The sequence below is a fragment of the Haloferax sulfurifontis genome, assembly GCF_014635105.1.
Classification (GTDB): Archaea; Halobacteriota; Halobacteria; order Halobacteriales; family Haloferacaceae; genus Haloferax; species Haloferax denitrificans.
Map to the genome: position 1 here is coordinate 299,334 of NZ_BMCI01000004.1, position 21,715 is coordinate 321,048.

26 protein-coding genes are annotated in these 21,715 nt (G+C 69.1%); 13 read left to right on the forward strand and 13 right to left on the reverse strand.

What is annotated here, in order from left to right:
• Positions 1–83 precede the first annotated feature (83 nt).
• The 3 genes from IEV64_RS13040 to IEV64_RS13050 are packed head-to-tail and all read left to right on the forward strand — an operon-like array spanning position 84 to position 2,117.
• Complete coding sequence (locus IEV64_RS13040) at positions 84–629, forward strand: nicotinamide-nucleotide adenylyltransferase (RefSeq protein ID WP_004971238.1); 546 nt, start codon at positions 84–86, stop codon at positions 627–629.
• A 1-nt stretch (position 630) separates the two neighbouring features.
• On the forward strand, positions 631–1,419 hold the full coding sequence (locus IEV64_RS13045) for an SAM hydrolase/SAM-dependent halogenase family protein (RefSeq protein WP_188424048.1): 789 nt from the start codon (positions 631–633) through the stop codon (positions 1,417–1,419).
• Positions 1,419–2,117 (forward strand): trimeric intracellular cation channel family protein, encoded by a 699-nt coding sequence (locus IEV64_RS13050; protein WP_425433189.1) that lies wholly within the window; start codon positions 1,419–1,421, stop codon positions 2,115–2,117. Before IEV64_RS13045 ends, IEV64_RS13050 begins: the two co-directional genes overlap by 1 nt.
• Positions 2,118–2,151: 34 nt before the next feature.
• On the opposite strand, the gene IEV64_RS13055 is transcribed toward IEV64_RS13050, so the two are convergent.
• The 4 genes from IEV64_RS13055 to IEV64_RS13070 all read right to left on the reverse strand — a co-directional run bounded on the left by IEV64_RS13055 (position 2,152) and on the right by IEV64_RS13070 (position 6,396).
• Entirely contained in the window at positions 2,152–3,471 is a 1,320-nt protein-coding gene (locus IEV64_RS13055; protein WP_188424049.1) for an APC family permease, read from the reverse strand.
• Between the two features lie 200 nt (positions 3,472–3,671).
• The gene (thsA, locus tag IEV64_RS13060) at positions 3,672–5,234 is read right to left on the reverse strand and encodes a thermosome subunit alpha (RefSeq protein ID WP_188424050.1); all 1,563 of its coding nucleotides are present in this window, start codon (positions 5,232–5,234) and stop codon (positions 3,672–3,674) included.
• 175 nt (positions 5,235–5,409) lie between these two features.
• Entirely contained in the window at positions 5,410–5,691 is a 282-nt protein-coding gene (locus IEV64_RS13065; protein ID WP_007275148.1) for a HalOD1 output domain-containing protein, read from the reverse strand.
• A 54-nt stretch (positions 5,692–5,745) separates the two neighbouring features.
• On the reverse strand, positions 5,746–6,396 hold the full coding sequence (locus IEV64_RS13070; RefSeq protein ID WP_188424051.1) for a helix-turn-helix domain-containing protein: 651 nt from the start codon (positions 6,394–6,396) through the stop codon (positions 5,746–5,748).
• 173 nt (positions 6,397–6,569) lie between these two features.
• On the opposite strand from IEV64_RS13070, the gene IEV64_RS13075 reads away from it, so the two are divergent.
• Entirely contained in the window at positions 6,570–7,394 is an 825-nt protein-coding gene (locus IEV64_RS13075; RefSeq protein ID WP_188424052.1) for an amidohydrolase family protein, read from the forward strand.
• 10 nt (positions 7,395–7,404) lie between these two features.
• Here the strand turns inward: IEV64_RS13075 and IEV64_RS13080 are convergent, their stop codons facing one another.
• Together IEV64_RS13080 and IEV64_RS13085 are read right to left on the reverse strand one after the other, a co-directional pair.
• Positions 7,405–8,307, reverse strand: coding sequence for a glycosyltransferase family 2 protein (locus IEV64_RS13080; protein ID WP_007275151.1), 903 nt, complete (start codon positions 8,305–8,307; stop codon positions 7,405–7,407).
• 70 nt (positions 8,308–8,377) lie between these two features.
• A complete protein-coding gene (locus tag IEV64_RS13085; protein ID WP_004971251.1) occupies positions 8,378–9,133 on the reverse strand; it encodes a class I SAM-dependent methyltransferase in 756 nt (251 codons plus the stop codon).
• Positions 9,134–9,247: 114 nt separating this feature from the next.
• Between IEV64_RS13085 and IEV64_RS13090 the strand changes: the two genes are divergently transcribed.
• The 5 genes from IEV64_RS13090 to IEV64_RS13110 all read left to right on the forward strand — a co-directional run bounded on the left by IEV64_RS13090 (position 9,248) and on the right by IEV64_RS13110 (position 11,914).
• On the forward strand, positions 9,248–9,409 hold the full coding sequence (locus tag IEV64_RS13090; protein ID WP_007275152.1) for a hypothetical protein: 162 nt from the start codon (positions 9,248–9,250) through the stop codon (positions 9,407–9,409).
• Between the two features lie 121 nt (positions 9,410–9,530).
• Positions 9,531–9,803 (forward strand): winged helix-turn-helix domain-containing protein, encoded by a 273-nt coding sequence (locus tag IEV64_RS13095; protein ID WP_004971253.1) that lies wholly within the window; start codon positions 9,531–9,533, stop codon positions 9,801–9,803.
• Positions 9,804–9,916: 113 nt separating this feature from the next.
• Entirely contained in the window at positions 9,917–10,699 is a 783-nt protein-coding gene (locus IEV64_RS13100; RefSeq protein ID WP_188424053.1) for an MBL fold metallo-hydrolase, read from the forward strand.
• Between the two features lie 74 nt (positions 10,700–10,773).
• Positions 10,774–11,445 (forward strand): YkgJ family cysteine cluster protein, encoded by a 672-nt coding sequence (locus tag IEV64_RS13105; RefSeq protein WP_188424054.1) that lies wholly within the window; start codon positions 10,774–10,776, stop codon positions 11,443–11,445.
• 64 nt (positions 11,446–11,509) lie between these two features.
• Complete coding sequence (locus IEV64_RS13110; protein WP_004971256.1) at positions 11,510–11,914, forward strand: TRAM domain-containing protein; 405 nt, start codon at positions 11,510–11,512, stop codon at positions 11,912–11,914.
• Between the two features lie 174 nt (positions 11,915–12,088).
• On the opposite strand, the gene IEV64_RS13115 is transcribed toward IEV64_RS13110, so the two are convergent.
• Positions 12,089–13,786 carry a radical SAM protein gene (locus tag IEV64_RS13115; RefSeq protein ID WP_007275155.1) on the reverse strand — a complete coding sequence of 566 codons (1,698 nt, stop codon included), beginning with the start codon at positions 13,784–13,786 and terminating at the stop codon, positions 12,089–12,091.
• 121 nt (positions 13,787–13,907) lie between these two features.
• Here IEV64_RS13115 and IEV64_RS13120 point away from each other — a divergent pair, with 121 nt between their 5' ends.
• The gene (locus IEV64_RS13120; RefSeq protein ID WP_004971259.1) at positions 13,908–14,066 is read left to right on the forward strand and encodes a DUF7559 family protein; all 159 of its coding nucleotides are present in this window, start codon (positions 13,908–13,910) and stop codon (positions 14,064–14,066) included.
• Positions 14,063–14,563, forward strand: coding sequence for an Hsp20/alpha crystallin family protein (locus IEV64_RS13125; RefSeq protein ID WP_188424055.1), 501 nt, complete (start codon positions 14,063–14,065; stop codon positions 14,561–14,563). Before IEV64_RS13120 ends, IEV64_RS13125 begins: the two co-directional genes overlap by 4 nt.
• A 45-nt stretch (positions 14,564–14,608) precedes the next feature.
• On the opposite strand, the gene IEV64_RS13130 is transcribed toward IEV64_RS13125, so the two are convergent.
• Positions 14,609–15,775: an NAD(P)/FAD-dependent oxidoreductase gene (locus tag IEV64_RS13130; protein WP_188424056.1), complete on the reverse strand. Its 1,167-nt coding sequence runs from the start codon at positions 15,773–15,775 to the stop codon at positions 14,609–14,611.
• A 299-nt stretch (positions 15,776–16,074) separates the two neighbouring features.
• Positions 16,075–16,857: a DUF7388 family protein gene (locus IEV64_RS13135; protein ID WP_188424057.1), complete on the reverse strand. Its 783-nt coding sequence runs from the start codon at positions 16,855–16,857 to the stop codon at positions 16,075–16,077.
• A gap of 430 nt (positions 16,858–17,287) precedes the next feature.
• Here IEV64_RS13135 and IEV64_RS13140 point away from each other — a divergent pair, with 430 nt between their 5' ends.
• Positions 17,288–17,776, forward strand: coding sequence for a DoxX family protein (locus IEV64_RS13140; RefSeq protein ID WP_188424113.1), 489 nt, complete (start codon positions 17,288–17,290; stop codon positions 17,774–17,776).
• 131 nt (positions 17,777–17,907) lie between these two features.
• Here IEV64_RS13140 and IEV64_RS13145 read toward each other — a convergent pair whose 3' ends face one another.
• The 4 genes from IEV64_RS13145 to IEV64_RS13160 all read right to left on the reverse strand — a co-directional run bounded on the left by IEV64_RS13145 (position 17,908) and on the right by IEV64_RS13160 (position 21,369).
• Positions 17,908–18,504 (reverse strand): NUDIX hydrolase, encoded by a 597-nt coding sequence (locus IEV64_RS13145; RefSeq protein ID WP_004971264.1) that lies wholly within the window; start codon positions 18,502–18,504, stop codon positions 17,908–17,910.
• Between the two features lie 29 nt (positions 18,505–18,533).
• On the reverse strand, positions 18,534–19,022 hold the full coding sequence (locus tag IEV64_RS13150; protein ID WP_007275160.1) for a DUF7109 family protein: 489 nt from the start codon (positions 19,020–19,022) through the stop codon (positions 18,534–18,536).
• Positions 19,019–20,125, reverse strand: a complete 1,107-nt coding sequence (locus tag IEV64_RS13155; RefSeq protein ID WP_007275161.1) for a glycosyltransferase family protein — start codon at positions 20,123–20,125, stop codon at positions 19,019–19,021. Before IEV64_RS13155 ends, IEV64_RS13150 begins: the two co-directional genes overlap by 4 nt.
• A gap of 83 nt (positions 20,126–20,208) precedes the next feature.
• A complete protein-coding gene (locus IEV64_RS13160; protein WP_188424114.1) occupies positions 20,209–21,369 on the reverse strand; it encodes an MFS transporter in 1,161 nt (386 codons plus the stop codon).
• 156 nt (positions 21,370–21,525) lie between these two features.
• Between IEV64_RS13160 and IEV64_RS13165 the strand changes: the two genes are divergently transcribed.
• The gene (locus tag IEV64_RS13165) at positions 21,526–21,696 is read left to right on the forward strand and encodes an HVO_0758 family zinc finger protein (RefSeq protein WP_004971268.1); all 171 of its coding nucleotides are present in this window, start codon (positions 21,526–21,528) and stop codon (positions 21,694–21,696) included.
• The last annotated feature ends 19 nt before the right edge of the window (positions 21,697–21,715 follow it).

Genomic DNA, 21,715 nt, shown 5'->3' on the forward strand with positions numbered 1-21,715 from the left:
GCGTTTCGACCGCCCTACCACCGGAATACCGGAATTCTCGTGACTCGGCGTATTTATAAGTAATCCGGACTAACGCCCGACCCATGCGGGGGTTCTACATCGGTCGCTTCCAGCCGTACCACAACGGCCACCACCGAATGGTCGAAGAGATTGCCACCGAAGTCGACGAACTCGTCCTCGGCATCGGGTCCGCGGGCGACTCGCACTCGCCGCGGAACCCCTTCACCGCGGGCGAGCGAATCATGATGGTCAACAAGGCCGTCTCCGACTTCGACATCACGACCTACGCGGTCCCCATCGAGGACCTCGACCGCAACTCGGTGTGGGTCAGCCACGTCCAGTCGATGTCCCCCGCGTTCGAGGTGGCGTACTCCAACAACCCGCTCGTCATCCAGCTGTTCAAGGAGGCGGGCGTCGAGGTCCACCAGTCGCCCATGTTCAACCGCGAGGTGCTGGAGGGCACGGAGGTCCGCCAGCGCATGGTAGAAGACCGCGACTGGGAGTCGCTCGTCCCCGACGAGGTGGCCGACGTGGTCCGCGAAATCGACGGCATCGAGCGCCTCCAGCGCGTCACGGCCACCGACGGCTCGGAGCGCGTCGCCGACGACGAGGACCCCAACCCCTGTTGAGATGATAACGCTCGCGTCCGACTTCGGGCTCGCGTACCCCGCCGCGATGAAGGGCGTCGTCCTCTCGCGGACCGACGCGCGGCTCGTTGACGTGGCCCACGACCTCCCGCGACAGGACGTTCGCGCGGCCGCCTTCTGGCTCCGCGAGACGCTTCCGTACTTCCCGCCGGCGGTCCACCTCGTCGTGGTCGACCCCGGCGTCGGCACCGACCGCCGGGCGGTCGTCCTTCGGGTCGGCGACCACGTCTTCGTCGGCCCCGACAACGGCGTCCTCCGTCCGCCGGCGAGACGCGTGGCCGCCGAACTCGCCGCCGACGCCCCCGTCGAAGCCTACGAAATCGACGTTCCGAACCCCGAGTCGACGACCTTCCATGGGCGGGACGTGTTCGCGCCCGCGGCCGCCGACGCCCACGTCGCCGGCGCATCGGCGCTGGCGTCGGTCGACCGCTTCGAGCTGATTCCCGTCGAGTCGCTCGCCGAGTGCCGCCTCCCCGAGGCGACCGTCTCGGCCGACGGCCGCGAGGCGACCGGCGAGGTGCTCGTCGTCGACGACTTCGGCAACTGCATCACCAACGTTCCGGGCGCGGTCGTCCACGACGCGGCGGGCGAGACCGTCTCGGTGAACGGCGAGTCGGTCCCGGTCGGCCGCACCTTCGAGGCCGTCCCGCGCGGCGAGAAACTGGTCACCGTCGGCAGTCACGGCAACGTCGAGTGCGACGTGAACCACGGCCGCGGCGACGAGGCGTTCGGCCTCGCGCCCGGCGACCGCGTCGAACTCCGGGTCGACTGATGGGCGTCGCCGCTCTCGCGTCTGTCCCCGCGCCCGTCTCCGTTCTCGTACCCGTGCCCGTTCCCGTTCCCGCCGCGGTCGTCGTCCCCGAGATCGACCCCTTCGCGGTGATGAACGTCGTCGGCCTCCTCGCGTTCGCGGTCGCTGGCGCGCTCAAGGCCGCGGAAGCCGGCCTCGACGTGTTCGGCGTCTCCGTGCTCGGCATCGTGACGGCCCTCGGCGGCGGGACGACCCGCGACGTGCTCGTGGACCGACTGCCGGCCTCGCTCGCGGGGACGTGGGACATGAGCGTCGCGCTCGTCGGCGTCGGCGTCGCCATCGTCCTCATTCACTCGATAGCGGGGCGCGTGCGCGACCACCCGGCGTTCCTGACCACCGACGCGGTCGGGCTGTCGGCGTTCGCGGCGACCGGCGCGCTCGTCGGCGTCGACGCCGGCGTCACGTCGTTCGGCGTCGTCATCCTCGCCACCATCACGGCCGTCGGCGGCGGCTCCATCGCCGACATCCTCATCGGTCGCGTGCCGGTCGTCCTCCGCGACGACTTCTACGCAACGCCCGCCGTCGTCGGCGGTCTCGCCTTCCTCGTCGCCCGCGCGGTCGGCGCGCCGACCGGCGTCCCCTCGGGGCTGTGCGCCGCGGTCGTCTTTTCGGTGCGGTTGCTCGCGCTCCGCTACGACTGGCGGCTCCCGCGGGTGTGAGGCAGGGACCGAAAGAACCCAGAGCACAGAACCCCTACAGCTCGTTTTCCACGCGCCGCTCGGCCGAGCGAACCTCGCTTACGATGCTCTCGCGCTCGAAGTAGAGCACCTCGACGCCGACGACGACCACGGCGAGCGCGAGCACGGTCCAGAACGTCCCGCGCTCGGCGTCGAACAGGTGCCACAGGAGCGCGACCGCCGAGCTAATTCCGCCGACGGTCCCGACGGCGGGAATCACGGCGGTTGCGAGGTCCTCGCGCTCCCGGAACGCGAGAAACGAGAGGCCGCCGAAGATGCTGATGAACGCGAGCGACGCGAACGAGCTGATGGCGTCGAGGCTCCCGAGGAAGGCGAACCCGGCCGCGAGCGCGCCGAGCGTCACGAGCGGGCGAATCGGCTCGTCGGCGGACTCGTCGCGGAGGCGACTCGGGAGCAGGTCGTCGGCGACGAGGCGCTTCGAGAGCCGCGCGGAGCTGAACAGCGTGGCGTTGATGGCGCTCCCCGTCGAGAACAGCGCCGCGACCGAGATGAGGACGAACCCGGCCTGCCCGAGGAACGGCCGGGCGGCGACCGCGAGGGCGGTCTCGGCGTGCTGTTGGATGGCGTCGATGCCGGCGAGGTTGGTCGTGACGAGCGCGACCAGGATGTACAGCCCCGTCGCGCCCGCGATGGAGATGTAAATCGCCTTCCTGACGGTTTCGCGGGGGTCGGCGATGTTCTCTTGGTCGAACAACAGGAGCTCCCAGCCCTCGAAGGCGACGAAGGAGACGGCGGCGGCGACGAGCGGGCCGATGCCGAGGTTCGACAGCCCGAAGCCGAGGCCGCCGTGGGTCGCGCCGTAGGCGACGCCGCCGACGCCGAACACGAGCAGGATGGCGACCTTGAGGCCGACCAGAACGTCTTCGGCCCGCCCGGAGGCGTGCGCCCCAAAGACGTTGAGACTCACGAACGCGGCGACGGTGAGCGCGGAGACGAACGGCTGTATCGAGACCGACGCGACCGTCGAGACGCCGGTGAGTTCGACGAAGTAGCCGCCGAAGGCGTAGGCGTACATCGCCATCGTCCCGACGTAGCCGAAGACGAACGTCCAGCCCACGACGCCCGCGAGCGTGGTGTTGTCGTCGGTGAACCGCTCGACGTAGCCGACGGGCGACCGCGGCGACTCGCACAGACTGTTCAGTCGAAGCAGTGAGTAGCCGGCACAGACCGCGAGCACGCCGGCGACGACGAACGCCGCCCACGCGAGGGTCCCGGCCGCGCCGGCGACGACGCCGAGCACGGCGAAGATACCTCCGCCGACCATTCCACCAATCGCCATCGACACGGCTTCCGGAAGCCCGACTTCACCGGACATGGAGTGCAGTTCGACGCTCACCACGGAAGAACGTAGCGGCCAGCTGAGAGGTAGTCCTGAGAGGTAGCCGTTCGGCGGCGCGGCTCCGGGGCGGTCGTCTGCGGGCGGCACGACCGGGAAAAGCGACACGAAGTGGCCCGGCGGCGGGAGTCGCCGCCGGAGGTGGGTTGAGTGGGGGAGGCGTTCTGCGGGCGGTTCGGTTACTTGGCGGCGATGACGTCGTCGATGCGGACGATCATCGTCGCGGCCTCGGTCGCGGACTCGATGGCTTCGCGCTTGACCGCGACGGGGTCGATGACGCCGAGTTCGACGGGGTCGCCGATTTCGCCGGAGCGGCCCGAGGAGATGATGCCGGCGATGCCCTCGTTCTCGTAGCGGGCGCGCAGGTCGACGAGCGCGTCGATGGGGTCCATGCCGGTGTTCTCGGCGAGGGTGCGCGGGAGCGCCTCGACGGCGTCGGCGTAGGCCTCGACCGCCAGTTGCTTGCGCCCCTCGATGCCGGCGGCCTCCGAGCGGATGCGGTCGGCGATGGCGATTTCCGTCGCGCCCGCGCCGGGGACGACGCCGCCCTTGTCGATGGCGGCGACGACCACGTCGACGGCGTCTTCGATGGCGCGTTCGAGTTCGTCGACGACGTGTTCGGTGCCGCCGCGGAGGAACAGCGTGACGGCCTTGGCCGCCGCGCCGCCCTCGACGAACGCGAGGTCGTCGTCGCCGAAGGTGCGGATGCTCACGGAGTCGACGCGCCCGAGGTCGGACTCGTCGAGGTCGGCGAGGGAGCCGAGGCGCTTCGCGCCGGTCGCGCGGGCGAGGGCGCGAGCGTCGGACTTCTTGACGCTCTTGAACGCGAGGATGCCCGCGTCGGCGAGGAAGCCCGCGACGCGGTCGTCGATGGACTTGGTGCAGAACACCACGTCGACGCCGGCGTCCGAGAGGGCCTTCGCGTAGCCGCGGAGTTCGCTGTCCTCGGCGTCGATGGCCGCGGTGAGCTGGTCGACGGACGTGATGTTGTACTCGGTGTCGACCTCGCTCTTGCGAACGTCGAGTTTCATGTCGAGGACCGCGACGGTCGCGTCGGAGACGGACCGGGGCATGTTCTCGTTGACGGGCTCCTTGTCGAGGACGACGCCCTCGACGAGTTCGGTCGCCGAGGAGGACGCGCCCGTGCGGGTGAGCACGCGAACGTCGTCGCGGTTGAAGGCACCGCTGTCGTCCTCGTGGACCATCTGGACCGCCTTGACGACGTGTTTGGCGAGCACGTCGGCGGTCACGTCACCGGTCCCTTTGCCGGTCATGGAGGATTCGGCGACCTTCCGGAGCAGGTCGTCGTCGAGGGCCGCGTCGAGGACCATGTCGTCGATGGCGTCCTGCGCGATGCGGGCGGCCTCGGTGTAGCCCTCGACGATGACGGTCGGGTGGAGGTCGGCGTCGAGGAGGTCCTCGGCGTGCGCGAGGAGTTCGCCGGTGAGGACGGCCGCGGTGGTCGTGCCGTCGCCGACTTCCTCCTCTTGGGTCTGGGAGACTTCGACGATCATCTGCGCGGCGGGGTGCTCGATGTCCATCTTCTCGAGGATGGTCGCGCCGTCGTTCGTGATGACGACCTCGCCCGAGGAGTCGACGAGCATCTTGTCCATGCCGCGCGGGCCGAGCGTGGTCCGTACGGCTTCGGCGACGGCCTTTCCGGCGCGGATGTTGGAGTCCTGTGCGGAGCGGCCGTGCGTTCGGTTCGTCCCCTCTGCGAGAATGTATAACGGTTGCTGCATTCGTGAAGCCATGTTGAAACCTCAACCGCTATCAACGATTGCAGTTCTATAAATACGTTTCGCCGAGAGTGCGCTACGAAATCGCACGACAGGGCGGCGGTTTTCCGAATCCCGGAGGTGACGACCGCGGACCGATTCGGCGGCCGAGCGAGGCTCCGCCGAGTCGGGCGCGTCGCTACTCGTCGAGGGTGTCGACGGTGAGCGTCCCGTCGCCGAACAGCGAGACGAGATGGCCCGCGTACTGGAACGAGAACCGTCGAGACGGGTCGTGAGAAGGGTGAAAGAGAACGTCGAGCGCTTCGGGGTCGACGCCGATATCGGAGAGCGGCGGGAGTTCGAGTGGATTGAGTTCCGCGGCCGTCGCGACCGCCGAAGCGATGGCGACCGCCACCTCGTCGTACCGATCGACGGAGATGGTTACCACGGACCCGGCTCCACCTTCGAGCGGGTCGTCCATACAGTCCGAATGGGTAGTCGGGTACCTATTGGTGTGGGTTGACTATGTAACCCGTTATTCTGGGGGTCGCTCGTCTCGAATCCGCTCTGCGAGCGTCCGGTACGCGCGTTTGAGGCGGGCGGCGACCGCCTGCCGCGAGATGCCGAGTTCCGCGCCGAGCTCGGCCAGCGACGTGCCCCGATGCTCCTCGAAGTAGCCGCGTTCGAGCGCGAGAAGCAGGGCTTCGAGTTGCGTGTCGGTCAGTCCCTCGCCCGCCGGTGCCTCCTCGGCGGCGACCGTGGTGATGCGGTCGAACTCGGCGTCGATACCGTGTGCCGCCCACTCGCGTCTGAGGTCGGTGAGCACGCGGTGCGACGAGACCCGGAGCTTGAGCCACCACGAGTCGGCGGTGGAGAGACACTCCAAGAGAACCGCGTCTCGCGCCGCCAACGCCGCTAGGATAGGCGTCTCAGAGACGTTCCACGTGACGCCGTAGAGCGCCCGGTCCGAGACTGACTCGACGAGCGTGAGGTCGTCGACGCTCGGGAGCGACTGCACCGCCTCCCCGAACGACGCCGCGTCGGGACCGCGAACCCAGACGAACGACGTCGCCCGCGAGGCGGTCGGGACCGAGCGTTCCAGTTCGAGTTCGACGTCGTGTTCCTCGACCGCGGGACCGAACGGGAGCGCGGACAACGGCGCGACGACCTCGACGATGAGGCACACACGTGAAGATACGTAGATGAGGCCAAAAAACCGCGTTTCAAGCTCTCTCCGCACCGTCGTGAAGGAATGAACGTCACGCGTCGGTGAACGAACGACGCGGTACTGTGAACTCGGTGAAATGTGCGTGGCGGATTCTGCAACCTATTTGGCGGCCACCGGAGAGTGACTCCACAATGCTGGAGTTGGAACACGGGTTCAGGGTCGTGGACGTGAACGCCCGCCTCGACCCCGACGAGCGGTCGGTCGCGGCGCGCGGGCGGGAGATAAGCCCCGAGCGCCTGGAGCGCGAACTGCATCAGGCGGGCGTCGTCCGCGCCGTCGTCTCGCCGGGCGCACGGCGGGTCGAGGGGAGTTACCTCCGGCCGAACAACGCGGTCGCGCGGATGAGCGTCGACCGCCCGTTTCTGGCGTTCGCCCGCATCAACGGCCCGCGCGACCCGAGCGGCCGACCCTCGGCGCGGCTCCGGAACTTCACGTCGTCGCGGGCGGCCCACCACGCCGACCCCGACGACATCGAGCAGTACGCCTACGACGACCGCTTCCACGGCTTTTCGCTCGCGCCGGCGGTCGACGGGCTCCCCGACGACGAGACGCTCGCGATGCTGGAAGACGTGGGGCTTCCCGTCTTCGTCGAGGGCGGGCGGGCCTTCGAGCCGAGCGCCGTCGCCGAGTCCCTGCTCGGGCGGTTCCCGGTCATCCTGTCGAGCTTCGGCGGCTTCCCGCTCGACCGCGAGCTGATGGCCGAGGCCATCGACCTCCTCGACGACCACGACGACCTCTATCTCGACACGAGTTTCGTCCGCTATCGGAGCGTGCTCGAACGCGCACTGCTCGAACACCCGGACCGCGTGCTGTTCGGGAGCGGCGCGCCCGAGACCCACCCGAACGTGGGCGTGATGGAGATTCTGACGCTCGACGTGTCGGAAGACGCGCTGGCGAAGGCGTTCTCGAAAAACGCGGCGCGGGTCATCGAGGCGCTCGGCCCCGGAGAACAGTAACCGAAGAGAGTCAGCGCCGGTCGTATCGGGCGACGGCGCGGTCGGCGCGCTTCGACCGGCCGTGGGGGTTCCGCGTGCGGGTTCGGTCGCGGGCGCGGGCGACCAACCCGTCGGAGACGCCCGTGGCGATACCGCCGAGCACGTCGCGGCCGGTTCCCGCCCACCCCGACGGCGTCACGTCGCCTTTCACGACGCCGAGGGCGGCGCCGACGCCGTCCGAAACCGCGTGTTTCGCCGTCCGCGTGACGGTCCCGGGTCTGACGCCGTAGTTCTTCACGAGTCGATAGGTCAGAGAGCGGTACTTCCAGCCCCAGTCGCGCTCGGAGACGCCGCCGTCGGCCTCGAACTCGCGGCGGACGCACATCTCGGGTGCCCACGCGACGGAGCGGTCGAAGCCGGCGAGCCGGTGGGCCGCGTCGCGCGCGCCGCCCGTCTGGAGGTACTCGTCGAAGCCGTCGAGGGCGTCGATGGCCCCGCGGCGGAACGCGACGTTGCCGCCGTTGAAGTACGTCACCGTGCGGCCGCCGATGGCGTTCCGTTCGAGGGACTCGGTCGTCATGCCGTTGCGGAGCGTCTGGTGCATCGGCCCGGTGACCACGTCGGCGTCGGCGATGCCGGCTTCGAGCGCCGACAGCCACGACGACTCGACGGAGAGGTCGTACCGAAGGAGTGCCACCACGTCGCCGTCGGCGACTTCGAGGCCGGCGTTTCGGGCGACGTTGAGGTTGCGGTCCGAGATTTCGACCAGCACGTCCACGTCGTCGCGCTCTCTCACCATCCCGGTCGTGCCGTCGGCGGAGGGACCGTTGACGACGACGACTTCCGCGTCGGGGGCGTGCTCGGCCAGCGCGTCGAGGCTGGTGGCGAGCCGGTCCCGACCGTTGAGCGTCGGGAGCACAACCGAGAGGTCCATACCCGACAGTTGCGGTGGACGTACTTAAATGTGAATCGAGAACCGTGTTAAAATCTGCCGTGAGAACGCCTCACTCGGCGTCGCTCGCCCGCGTCGCCGCGCGGGACGATTCGTCGGCGGATTCGACCCGCGCGTTCCAGTACGACACGGACGCGAGGTCGTCGCCGACCGGCGAGTCGCCGACGGCGAGGTCGAGCGAACGGAACGGCTGTGCGATTCCGTTGGGGACCTTCCGGTAGAAGCCGAACGGGATGACGAAGTCGTGGTTCGCACCCGCGAGGTCGAGGCCGGCGTCGCCGAGCAGTCGCCGCACGTCACCCTCCGAGTAGAGCCGCGAGCCCATCGGGAGCAACCAGTTGTAGGCCACCCGGAGGCTCCCGTCGTTGAAGGTGTCGAAAAACACCTGCCCTTTCGAGACGCGGGCCATCTCGGCTAAGAACTTCGCCGGGGTGTCCGCGAGGTGGAAAAACCGCATCGCGAACACCGCGTCGAAGTGGTCGTCCGGGAACGGCAGTCGCGCCGCGTCGCCGCGGAGGAACTCGATGCGGTCGGCGACCCCCGCCCTGCGAGCCTTCTCCCGGCCCTGTACCATCATCGCCCGCGAGATGTCCAGTCCGACGACGTTCGCCCCCTCCTGGGCGAGCATCACGGTGAACCGGCCGGTCCCGCAGGCGATTTCGAGGATGTTCTTGTCCTCGACGGGACCGAGCGCCGCGAGGACCGCCTCCTTCTCTCGCCGGTCGATGAGCCGACCGCCCTTGGAGAACCGCTTCGAGTCGTACTCCTGGGCGACCTCGTCGGCCTGGTACCACTCCTTTCCTTTCACGCTACGCATAGTCGCGGGGGGGACGGTAAAACGGTACTGGATACGCGGTGCGGTAGCGGGGTCCGGCGAGCGGTTGGAGTGAGGTTTTCGTCCGCTGAGCGCGTATCGTGTGGTATGCCAACATGCAAAAGCTGTGGGGAGACCTGCGAGGCCGACGCGTTAACACGGCACGTCAGCGAGGGGTGGCTCGTCGTCCACTGTCCGGGCTGTCACGCGCCGCTCGGGAGCTATCGACTCGGCACTCCGTCGGTCGATACGATGCGAAACGTGGAGTGAGACGCCTACTCTCGGCCGATTTTCCAACAAACGCACGATATTAATATGTGTATTATGTGTCTGGATTCTTTTCACACACTTGTAGCTAACCCTTAACACGGAGCAACCGCCTGTGACGGGTATGAGCACCACCTCTGCAGAGCCAGATACTGAAGACCTGCTCTCGGAAGCCGAGTTCCGAGAGCGCCTCCGCGAGCTTCCCCCGAGCGCGAAGCTCGTCGCAAAAGTCCTCGAAAGCGACGCGCCCCTCTCGCAGGGCCAGCTCGCCGAGGAGTCGCTGCTGCCGGACCGCACCGTCCGCTACGCGCTCAACCGTCTCGAAGAGTCCGACCTCGTCGGCTCGCGCTACTCCTTCAAGGACGCGCGAAAGCAGGTCTACTTCCTCAACACGTAAGCGCGCGGTCCACCGATAGCGCGACAGACCACCGCCCGCGGGGGCGCACTCCCGCAGACCAAGCCACCACTTCTCTCGAACTACCTAACTAATCGGCGAGCGTAGCCGCCGCCATGCACGTCACGCGCGTCTCCGTTCCCGTCGCCACCCGCGCGCCGACCGGCGCGACGAACGCTTACCTCGTCGCCGACGGCGGCGACAGCCTGCTCGTCGACCCCGCGGCCCGCACCGACGACCTCGACGACCTCGCCGCACGCGAGGATATCGACCACCTCGCGGTCACCCACACCCACCCGGACCACGTCGGCGCGGTCGCCGCCTACGCCCGCGAGACCGACGCGACGGTCTGGTGTCGCCGCGGCCGCGAGCGCGCCTTCTCGGACGCGACCGGGGTCGAACCCGACCGGACGTTCGCCGAGGGGTCGACCCTCCCCGTCGGCGCGGGCGTCGGCGTGCTCGACACGCCGGGGCACGCCCGCGACCACGTGAGTTTCGTCGCCGGCGACGCCCTCCTCTGCGGCGACCTCGCGGTCGCCGAGGGGAGCGTCGTCGTGGGCGCGCCCGAGGGAGACGTTCGCGCCTACCTCGTCGCGCTCAGGCGACTCCACGCGCGCGGCCCCGAGCGACTGCTTCCGGGTCACGGCCCCGAAATCACGGACCCGCGGGCGACGCTCGCGCGACTCGTCGCGCACCGAAACGATCGCGAGCGGGCCGTCCTCGACGCGGTGCGCGCCGGGAACGCGACGCCCGACGCCGTGACCGACGCCGCCTACGACAAGGACGTCTCGGCAGTGCGCGACCTCGCCCGCGCGACGGTCGTCGCGCATATCGAGAAACTGGCCGCCGAGCGTCGGGTCCGCTGGGACCCCGACGCGGAGCGGGTCGAACCGCGGTAGAGACCCCGCCGATATGAGGTCCGCGCTCCCGCGAAAACCGCGCCCCTCTTTGGGCTCGCGCCCGCATCGCGAGTATGGACCTCGACGCCGAACTGGCCCGCGCCCGCGACCTCGACGTGTCGGAACTCGCCGACGCCATCGAGTCCATCGGCTTCGAGTGCACGCGCTGTGGGGCCTGCTGTAAGGGCTACGAGGGCGACGACGGCCCCGAACCGCACACCGCGACCGTCTTCCCCGACGAGGTGCGCGCCCTGCAGGACGCCGAACCGGACCCGATGGAGTGGCGAGACGTGGCCCGCCCGATGCCCTACGGCCTCGCCGAGGGCGACGACGGCCCCGAGGGCGAGACGTTCGAGTGGGCGCTCCAGACGACCGCCTGCGGCGACTGCCGCTTCTACGAGGAAGACGACGACGGACGGGGTGCCTGTCAGGTCCACGAGGACCGCCCGCTCATCTGTGAGACCTACCCGTTCAGCGTCGCCCTCGGCGGCACGAGCCAGCCGATGGGCGAGACCGTCGACGAGGAGGGCGTCGTCCGCGCCCACGAGTGCGAGGGTCTCGGGCGGGACATCTCCCGGGAGGACGCGGAGGAACTGGCGCGGGCGCTGAAAGAGCGGGCGATTCGAGAGCTCCGCGAGGCGCGGGGCGTCACCGAGGCCTACGAGCCGGTCGAGACCGGTCCGGGCGAGGTCGTCGTCCACGACTCCGAGGGCGCGAAACGGCCCGACGGGACGCGGGTTCAGTAGTCGAATCCGCTGACTGCGGTACATCTTTAACACTCCGGCCTGACCACATATTGGAGGTCTTACGGTGGAAATCTCAGATAAACTCCTGTGTCTGTTCAATGCTGACGTTCGCACCGAGGACGACCGTTACGTCGTCGAAATTCCGCGCCGCGAGGTCGAGACCGGGACCGTCGAACCCGGCGAGACGTACCGCGTCGCGCTCATCTCCCGCGAATCGAACGACCCCGCCGAGTCCGAACCGAACGCCGGACCGACGCCCACGAACGAGCCGCAACCGCCCGTCGAAGCCGGCGAACTCCGCTACGTCGAAATCGAGGACATCGGCAAGCAGGGCGACGGCATCGCCCGCGTCGAACGCGGCTACGTCATCATCGTCCCCGGCACCGAAGTCGGCGAGCGCGTGAAAGTCGAAATCACCGAAGTCAAGTCTAACTTCGCCGTCGGCGAAGTCGTCGAAGACGACTTCTGACGGCGCTCTTTTCGCGGTTCGATACCGCTCGCTCGACGAGAGTCACCCCACACCGACAGACCACGACTGCAAGTGAACGACGCACCACGCTTGCGAGTGAACACGGCGGATATTCCGAGCGCGGAGGGAGAGCGCGGTTGCAGGTGAAGAACGGCGTTTCGAGGGCTGGACGCGCTACTGAACGTACTTCGTCACGTCGGCGTCGACGCCCACGTCGGCGGCGTCGGCGTAGGGGCGGTTCACCACGATGTCGCCGGCGGTCGAGCGACCGATGCCGGGGATGGCGGTGAGTTCGTCCATCGACGCCTCGTTGAAGTCAAGCGGGTAGGGAACGCCGGTGACGGAGCGGTAGCCGTGGTCGACGACGGCGACGTCGATTGTCTTCCCGAGTTCGCGCTCGCCCGGGATTCCCACCAGAAGCGGGTAGGTACCGAGCTGGCGGCCGAACGTCCGGCCGTCCTGATGGTATTCGAGGTGGACGTTCGGGAGGACCGTGCCCGCGGGGGCGACCCGGCGGAGCATCGGGCGGTCGATCTCCTCGCGGACCTCCTTTTTGTACGTCTTGAACAGCTGTTTGTGGTCGCGGGCGATGTCGGCACCCGTGTCGGACATGTCGGTGCCGTCGAACGCCATCACCTGCCGGATGTTGATGCGGCGGACCATGAGGCCCTCGTCGTAGACGCGCTGGAGGAACCGCTTGTTGTGCTCGAACGTCTCCTCGCGCTCGCCTTTCAGCCCGTGGAGGAGGTTGATGCCGGGGAGGAGCTTCGGCAGGCGGTTCGCGGCGTCCGAACCGTGGGTCGGCGCGTCCGCGGGGTCATCGCCGGGCCGCCAGCCGGCGACCTCGTTGACGATTTTGACCGCCTCGAAGCACTCGTCGGCGGAGACGTTGAGGTTGTTCTCCTCTTGGACCAGCGGGTCGGCGGATTCGAGGCCGAACGCCGCGGTGTCGCCCGCCGTGTTGTGCTCGGCGATGATGCGGAGCGCCTCGCGGGACTTCTCGGGCCAGCCGACGATGGTGATGGGGTTGACGTTGTCGAGGTGGAGCGTACCGAGGTCCGGCGCGACCTCGCGGATGCCGCCGTAGAGCCGGCGGAGCGCGTCGGGGTTCGGAGCTTCGCCGTCGCCACCGAACGCGAGGATGTCGGCCTGCCGGCCGAGTCGGAAGTGTCGCGCGCCGCGGTCGTAGAGGTTCTCGACCTCCTTGACGACGGAGTCGGCGGTGCGGAACGCGGGGTTGCCGTACAGCGGTTCGGTACAGAACGAACAGCGGTAGGCACAGCCCCGCGAGGTCTCCATCTCGCAGATGAGATGGTCGGGGTGGTTCGGGTGCTGTTCGACCACGAACGCGCCCGTGGCGGCCCAGCGGTCGAGTTCCTCGTTGTCGCGCATGCGGTTGCCGAAACCTTCGAGCCCGGAGTCGACGAGGTCGTAGGCGGCCGCCTCGATGTCGCCTTTGGCGACGAAGTCGTAGTCGAGGTTCTTGCGCTCCATGTCCTGGCCGCCGGCGTTCTCGTCGCCGACGCCGAAGCGAATCGGCCCGCCCATCAGAGCGGTTCCCTCGGCGACCCACGCGAGTTCGCGCACCTCGTCTGGCTCGGCGGGCGTCCCGCCGACGTACTTGCCGGGGACGGTCATGCCGCCGATGTAAATCATGAGGTCGGCGTCGGCCACGTCGCGCCACTTCTGTCTGTCCTCGCGGAGTTCGTCGATGGTGTGGTAGACGACGTTGGACTCGGGGACGCCCGCGTCGACCACCGCACCCGCGGTGAACCTCGGATACGTCGAGATGTACGGCGGCACGCCGAAGTGCGCCGGCTCGTCGACGTATCCGTCGACGATAGTCACGGTGAGGTCGGCGGGGTCGGTCATCGGTCGCGGTTCGGGTTCGACGCGGAAAACGCAACCGGTCGGCGGTCGCGGCCCCGCGCCGCGTCGTGGGGGCGCTTCCGCCTCCCGCGCGTTTATGAGCGTGGGAGCGTAACTGACGGCCATGCCCGCGACCCTCGAAGTCAAGTGCGCCAACGAGGACTGCGAACTCGACATGTTCGAGATGCACTACACCTACGACATGCCCGACGACGTGACGGTGGCGGACTTCTCCTGTCCGTACTGCGGCGAGTCCCGCGACCTGGAGGAGATTCAGCTATGAGCGACCTGCGGAAGTTCGGCGAGTCGGCGGCGAACGCCGTCCTCGAACGGGTCGGCCGCGGCGTCAGCCAGATGCAAGAGCGCAAGCCGCTGGCCCACGACCTGCTCGAATCCGAGGACGCCTACCTCGTCGTCTTCGACGCGCCCGGCGCGCGCGCCGAGGACGTGCAGGTCCGCTTCCTCGACGGCGAAGTCGAGATTCGCATCGACCGCTTCCGCGACTTCCACGAGGGCTACGAGATGCGCTTCCCCGGCCGCGGTCTCACGCTCTCGGGGAAGGCGACCATCCCCTCCGACGCCGCGGTCGAAGCCGCCGAGGGAACCGCCACGGTCGGCAAGAACGGCACGCTCCAGATTCGGATTCCCAAGGACGAGCGCGCGAGCGACATCGCCGTGACCGAGGAGGAAGACGAAGGCGAGGCCGACACCGACACCGACACCGAGTCCGAGGCCGACGACGACGTCGACTTCGGCGACGTGGACGACCAAGACGCCTGAGGTTCAGTTTCGGACGCGACGCGCTCGACGCATCCCCTTTTCGCGCTAGTCGCCGTCGAGCGCCATCCCTTCGACCACCGCGAACTCCTCGTCGCCGTCGAAGCGACGGGGGTCGAACGCGCCGGGAATGGACTCCTGACTATCGCCGAGCACCACCTCGGCGAGTCGTTCGCCGATTGCCGGTGCCCACATGAAGCCGTGGCCGTGCCAGCCGGCGGCGACGTAGACGCCCTCGGCGACCGCGCCGACCAGCGGGTTGCGGTCCGGGGTCGCCCCGCAGAGGCCGGCCCACGCGCGGTCGAGCTCGGGTTCGGTCGACCCGCCTCCCCCCGACTCGCCCGCGTCGCCGCCCGCCGTCCGGTGTCGAACCGCGTCGAGGGCGTCGGCGACGAACCAGTCGTCCGCGGTCGGGTCCCAGTCGTCGGGGTCGGGTTCGACCGGTTCGACGCCGTCGCCGGCGAGGACACCGGCGGGGTGCGGCCGCAGGTACGACTCCTCTGTCGCGTCGTAGACGGTCGGCCCGCGGTAGTCGCAGTCGGCGACGAGCGCCTGCGCCCGGTACGGCTTGAGCGCGATGGGGTGGCCGGCGTCGGCGAGCAGGCGGCGCGAGTGGACGCCGGCCGCGACGACGACGGCGTCGAAGCGGGCGGTCACCGCGTCGTCGACGGCGACGCCCGGCGGGTCGGCCCGGAGCGACACCGCGTCGCCGACGCGGAACTCGACGCCGGCCGCCTCGCACTTCCCGACGAACAGGTCCACGTAGGCCGCGGGGTCGGCCCAACCGGCGTTCTCGGCGACGCCGGCGAGGAGCACGTCGTCGGTCCGAATCGGGAACCGGTCGGCCAGTTCGTCGGCGTCGACGAGCGACACCGCGCGGTCGTGGACGCGCATTCGCTCGACCGATTCTTCGAGCGCCGCGGCCGCCGCGTCGTCGCCCTCGCGCGCGAGGAAGACGTACGGCGTCTCGTGGAAGGCGAACTCGCCCTCGCCCGAGAGACGCCGGAACCGGGCCATCGCGCTATCGGCGACGGCCACGTCGATGTCCTCGGCGTAGGCGTCGTAACAGATGCCGGCGGCGCGGCTCGTCGACCCGCCGCCGGGCGCGTCGCGTTCGAACAGCGTGACCCGCGCCCCGCGCTCGGCGAGGTCGAAGGCGGTCGTCAGTCCGACCGCGCCCGCGCCGACGACCGCGACGCGCGCCGATTCGTTCATACCCCGTCTGCGTCGGCGAGCGACTTGAATGGCAGTTGCTCGCCGGTCGTTGGAGTGGTCGAGCCCCGCGCGGCGCGGTCGCTCAGGATTGTAGAGAGACGGGGTAGGTCGGCCGGCCGTGGCCCGCGTGGAAACCACGTGGGTCCGAAAGGAGCCACCCGACCGTGCCGTCACCTGTCCTCTCCGGCGACCACCTAAAAGGCCTCCGGTGTCGGTGGCGAGGACGCGGGAGATGAGGACATGCGACGCGGGCGGCGCGGCCGACGCGGACGATGCAGGAAGACGAAGAGAACGACGACTTACTCGGCGAACTCGTCGACGCCGCGGGCGGGGTAGCCGACCACGAGGTCGATACCGGCGTCGCGGAGGTCGTCGACGCGCCGGCGCACGTCGGCCACGGAGCCGATGAGCGCGTAGTCGCGCGAGGCTTTCAGGAGCACCTCACGGGCGCGACCCTCGGCCGAGGCGTCGGTCGCGGCGTCGTCGGGGAGCGCGCGAGCGACGGGGCGGCGACGGGAGACGTACGCGCCGACGGCGTCGAGAATCTCGTCGTCGTCGGCGGTGAGGACGGTCGGGGCGTAGACCGCGACCTCGCCGTCGAAGCCGGCCGCCCGGAGCGCTCGCACGTCCCTTCGGGTCGACCGCGAGAGGAGTTCGTACTGCGTGCCGCCGGCGGCGAGAGCGATTCGCTCGACGCCTTCTGTGCCGACCCACGCGTCGGGCGCACGCTCTCTCGCGGCGCGGAGACGCGGGGCGACCGCGCGACGCGCTTCGTCGTCGGTCAGGTACGCGCCGTGGCCGGCTACGAGCACCTGCCGAATCCCGTCCGGGAGCCACTCGTACAGCGAGTCGTCGCCGAGCGGGTCGAAGCCGTCGGCGCGGACCGGCGTGGTCAGCCGGACCTCCTTTTCGGCCGCGAGCTCGCGCAACACGTCCTCGTCGGGGAGTCGCTCGCGGCCCTCGTAGTCGATTGCGACGACGTCGAGCGGGACCGAAAGCGCCTCGCGCACGTCGCACTCGGCGGGCTTGAGTGCGACTGCGTCCAGACCGGCCTTCGAGACCGCGCGCTCGGCGGTCAGCATACTATCACCACAGAAATTTCAGTACCGTCGCGGAACGCGATCCATCGTCTGTGCGACCATGTGAGAACGAGTAGCGCGGAGGAGGCCAAAACCCTGTCGATGACGGCGATGCTGGCTCGCCGCGGCGGTGTTTATATAGCCCGTGTCGGCGCGACGGCGAGCGGCTCCGAAGCGCGTGTCAGCCGGTCTCACTGCGAGAGACCGCCGTGTCCACCGGCGTACCAACACGATTGTATTCAGGACACAATTCTGAACTCCGATTAGTATTCGAAAGCGAATCGTGACAGTCTCAAACGCCCGTTTTCGGTCATTCCCAGTTCTATGGATTCGGAAATCGCGTCGTCGTTATATGGGGTTCGCGGCCGACGATTCAGATGTAAGGTGAACCGAGATGCCCGCTAACGCACAAATCGAGATGCTGGGGAACAGAATGGACTTCGACTACTCGCGGGGTATCACGGGCTACGTGCTCGTGTTGACCCGCCTCATCACCGGCTACTGGTTCCTCCACGCGGGTTGGGGGAAGCTGACCGGCGAGGCGTTCAGCGCCGCGGGCTACCTCGCGAACGCCCCCGCCGCCTCGCCCCTACAGGGCTTCTTCGCGTGGGCCGCCGCGACCCCGTGGCTCCTCGACCTCACGAACATCATGGTTCCGTGGGGCGAGTTCCTCATCGGTCTCGGGCTCATCGTGGGTGCGCTCGTCCGGCTCGCCGCCTTCTTCGGCGGCGTCCTGATGGTGTTCTTCTACCTCGGGAACGCCGATTGGGGCCACGGCGTGGTCAACGGCGACCTGTTCGGGCTGCTGATGTTCGCCATCGTCGGGACGCTCGCGGCGGGCCGCATCCTCGGCCTCGACGCCATCATCGAGAAGATGGAGTTCGTCCGCCAGCGCCCCGCGCTCAAGTACCTCCTCGGCTGAGGGGGTACACGCGGGCCGGAACAGACAGGGAACAGGCAGGGAGAAACGGGAGCGACGTCGACGACGCTGTTTTTCGGAACTGATTCAGACGCCGTGAGTGACTGCGCCGGGTCGGCGCGCGCCGAGGGGCACTACACCGGGTAGTCGGCGTCGGGGTCGACCACGCGGTCGACCTCCTCGGGGACGCGCCAGTCGGTCGTGAGTTCGAGCAGTTGCACGAGCATCCGCCCGGTCGCGCCCCAGACGGTGTAGCCGTCGACGTGGAAGAAGTGGAGCCGAATCTCGCCGTACTGCGGGTGGTCGCGGCGCTCCGACTCGTAGTTCGCGCGGTCGGTCAGGTCGTCGACCGCGAGCACCGCGATTTCGGCCACCTCGCGCCGGTCGGGTTCGTACGCGCGGTCGGGCACCGTGGCGACGAACGGCGAGACGGAGTAGTCGGTCACGGTGAGGATGTCGTCGAGTCGACCGTGGAAATCAGCCTCCTCGGGTCGGAGCCCGATTTCCTCGTTGGACTCGCGGAGCGCGGTCGCCCGCAGGTCGGCGTCGCTCGGTTCGCGGCCGCCGCCGGGGAAACTCATCTGGCCCGGATGCTCGCCGAGGTGGTCGGCGCGCTTGGTAAACAGGATGTGCGGCCGCTCGTCGCGGAACACGACGGGAGCGATGACGGCCGCCCGCCGGCCCGCGTCGACGGTCACCGGTTCGTGTCGGCTGACGCCCGCGAGGTCCATCGTCACGATTCGTAAAGAGATGCCGCGACTTAGGCCTGCCCCTCCGCGTCCAGCGCGGCGTCGAGGCGCTCGCGGATCGACCCCACGTCGGTGTCGGCCCACGCTTCGAGGTCGTACGTCACGTCCAGCAGACGCTCGATTTCGTCGGTGTCGCCCGTCTGCACCGCGCTCGCGGCCGCCGCCCGGAGACGCGATTCGACCTGCGTCGCCAACTCGTCCCGCGGCACCTCGCGGGTCGGGTAGTCGAGGATGTGCGGCAGGTCCTCCGCCCGGTCGGGGAGCGTCGGAAACGCCATCGGGCCAACGGTCAGGAGTTCCGCGTCCGTCTCGTCGTCCTCGTAGGGGACGAGGTAGTAGGCGTCGACCGCGTCGGAAATCGCGCCCGACAGCGCGTCGTCGTCGGTCTCGCGGCCCTGTTTGAACGCGAGTTCGTCGAGCGCGGTCTCCAGTTCCTCGCGGGTGAGCGCGCCGAAGAGGTCGACGACGCCCGCGAGGTCGTCGTAGGTGGTCTCGCTCATCGGCCCGCGCCCTCCCGCACGTCGTCGAGGTCGTCGCTCGCGGCGGCGAGCACCCCGTCGGGCGACAGCGTCGTGTCCGTCCACGCCGGGAGCCGCGTGTCCGCGCCGGGTTTCGAGATGGCATCGGCGTAGGTGGCGACCTGCTCGCGCTCGTCTCCGCGGTCGTAGTCGAAGCCGTTGAACGCCGCGTCGGCCGCGTACTGCTCGACCAGCCGGTGTCCGGCCTCGCGGTAGCGCTCTGCGAGCGTGTCGAACTCGACGTCTCCGCCGTGTTCGACGACCGCCCGGAGGAGCGTCCGCCCGACCGACTCGCTCATGTCCGAGAGGCCGGTCGGCCCGCTCACCGAACGGTGGTCGTGTTCGTACTCGCCGAGGTCGACCTGCGCGCTCCGGTCGAAGCCGGCGTGGGCGAAAGCGTCGCCCAGGGTGCCGACTTCGAGGCCCCACTTCCGCGGCGAGCGCATCCGCACCGCGAGGTCCGAGGTGGCCGCGAACTCCCCGGCCAGCGCGTACCGAAACGAGTCGAGATACCGGACGATTGGGGCGTCCGTCTCGGCTTCGAGCGCGCGGACGAGCGGGGCGTAAAACAGCCTGAACAGCCGGCCGTAGAGCCGCCCCTCCTCGACGCGGGCGTAGTAGCCCTTCGAGAAGTCGTGGCCGTGGGCCAGCGGGAACAGGAGCCGCGGGACGTAGCGCCCGTCGTAGGTCTTCGTGTCCGCGTCGTGGACGACGACGTACTCCTCGCTGGCGGCACAGCCGAGCGCGAGCCACACGTCGCGTCCCTTGCCGCGCTCGCCGTCGAGGCCGTGGGAGTCCAGCAGGTCGGCGACGCGGGGGCCGTCGCACCACAGCACGTCGAGCGGCAGGTCGTACTCGTCGAGCCAATCGGCGAACGGGGCGACCCGGTCGGCGGGCGCGCGGAGGGGGACGACGACCCGCGCCGGCGAGAGCGACTCCAGCGTCGAGAGCACCCGGTCGGCGGCGAGGCCGGCGTACTCCCGCTCCGTCATCGGCACGACCACGGCGGCGCGGTCGGTCGGGGCGTCGGGGACCGAACCGGCGAGGTCGTGGAGCGTCGTGACCCGCTCTTGTACGTACTCCATCGTGTCGGTCGTGGGACCGGGCGAGCAAAAGTGCGGCGAGAGCCGAGTCGTCTGCCGACTTCGCTCGACCGCCGCCGAGACGCTCAGTTCGGGATGCGCCCGGCGCGCTGGAACGCGATGAGGCCCGCGACGACGACCGCCAGCCCGACCGAGAACCAGAAGAACACCTCGTCGAACGCGTAGCCGGAGTCGGTCAGGGTGCCGACCGCGCCCGACCCGCTGGCCTGGAATATCATCATGCCGAACGAGTACACCGAGTAGGCGCTCCCGCGGCTCTCGTCGGGGAGCGTGTCGAGCAGGTAGGCGTCGAGCGCCGGAAAGAGGCTGTGGATGACGTAGCCGACGACCGCGGTGACGACGACGAGACCGACGAGGCTGGTCGTCATCGTGAGGGCGAACACCGAGACGACGAAGGAGACGAGCACGCCGAGGATGTACGGGATGCGCGGGAGCTTGTCCGCGAGCCGCCCCGAGAGGAAAAACGCCGGCACGCCCGCGCCGAAGATGACCGTCAGCATGTTGCGCGCCGTCGTCGCCGGCAGGCCCTTCGACACCATGTACAGCTCGTAGAAGTTGAACAGGCCCTGCCAGACGAAGCCGGTGAACCCGAGGATGACGATGCCGGTGAGGATGACGCGCCACTCCGTGCGGGCCGCGCCGAGGAGGTCGCGGTCGGCCGCGCCCGCGTCCGGGAGGTCCGTCGAGCGGGCCGTGACGAACAGCGCGAGCGTCACGACGGCGGCCGCGACCCCGACGCAGACGAAGACGAGTTGCCACGCCGCGGAGACGAACGGGAGGCGGTCGACGAGATCGGGGCCGACCGCGAGGACGAGCGTGACGAAGGGGGCGACGCCGACGGCCGCGAGCTGGCTTGCGGTGCCGTGGATGCCCATCGCGCGGCCGACGCGGTCGGGGAACAGCTCGCTCACGAGCGGGTTGGCGGCGACGAAGTACGCGCCCGAGGCGAGGCCCATCGAGACCGCGCCGACCATCAGCGTCTCGACGGTGGTCGCGCTGGCGGTGACGCCCGAGGCGACGACGAGGACGACGCCGGTCCCGAGCACCACGCGGTGTCTCGGAACGCGGGTGAGGAGCCAGCCGGTCGGGACGCGGAGGACGGCGCTCCCGAGCCAGACGAGGGTGGCGACGATGCCGACGGTGGCCCGGTCGACCCCGAAGAAGAGAATGAACTCCCCGAGAAGCGGTGCGAAGACGACCCGCGCGAGGTTGACGAGTAGCACCATCCCGCAGAGCGTTCCGAAGAGGCGACCACGTGACACGGACAACACCGCGCGCCCCGGGGTGACAACAGTTTCGGCTGAACGAGACCGCCGGGCGTCGTGCGGGACGAAAACGGGACTGTCGTCGGGTTTTTATGTTCGTTGCACAAACGGGAGCGTATGAAGACAACGCGGAAGGGGCTTCGAGACGGGGAGTTAGAGAAAGACACCTACGGGCGGCTGACCTGCGCCGAGTGCGGCGAGTCGCTGAAGAAGAAAAACGACCCGGACGAGGTGTTCTCGGTCCGCATCTGCGGCGACTGCGGGCGCGAGTGGAAAGAGCTCAGATAACCGCGAATCGACCGACAGC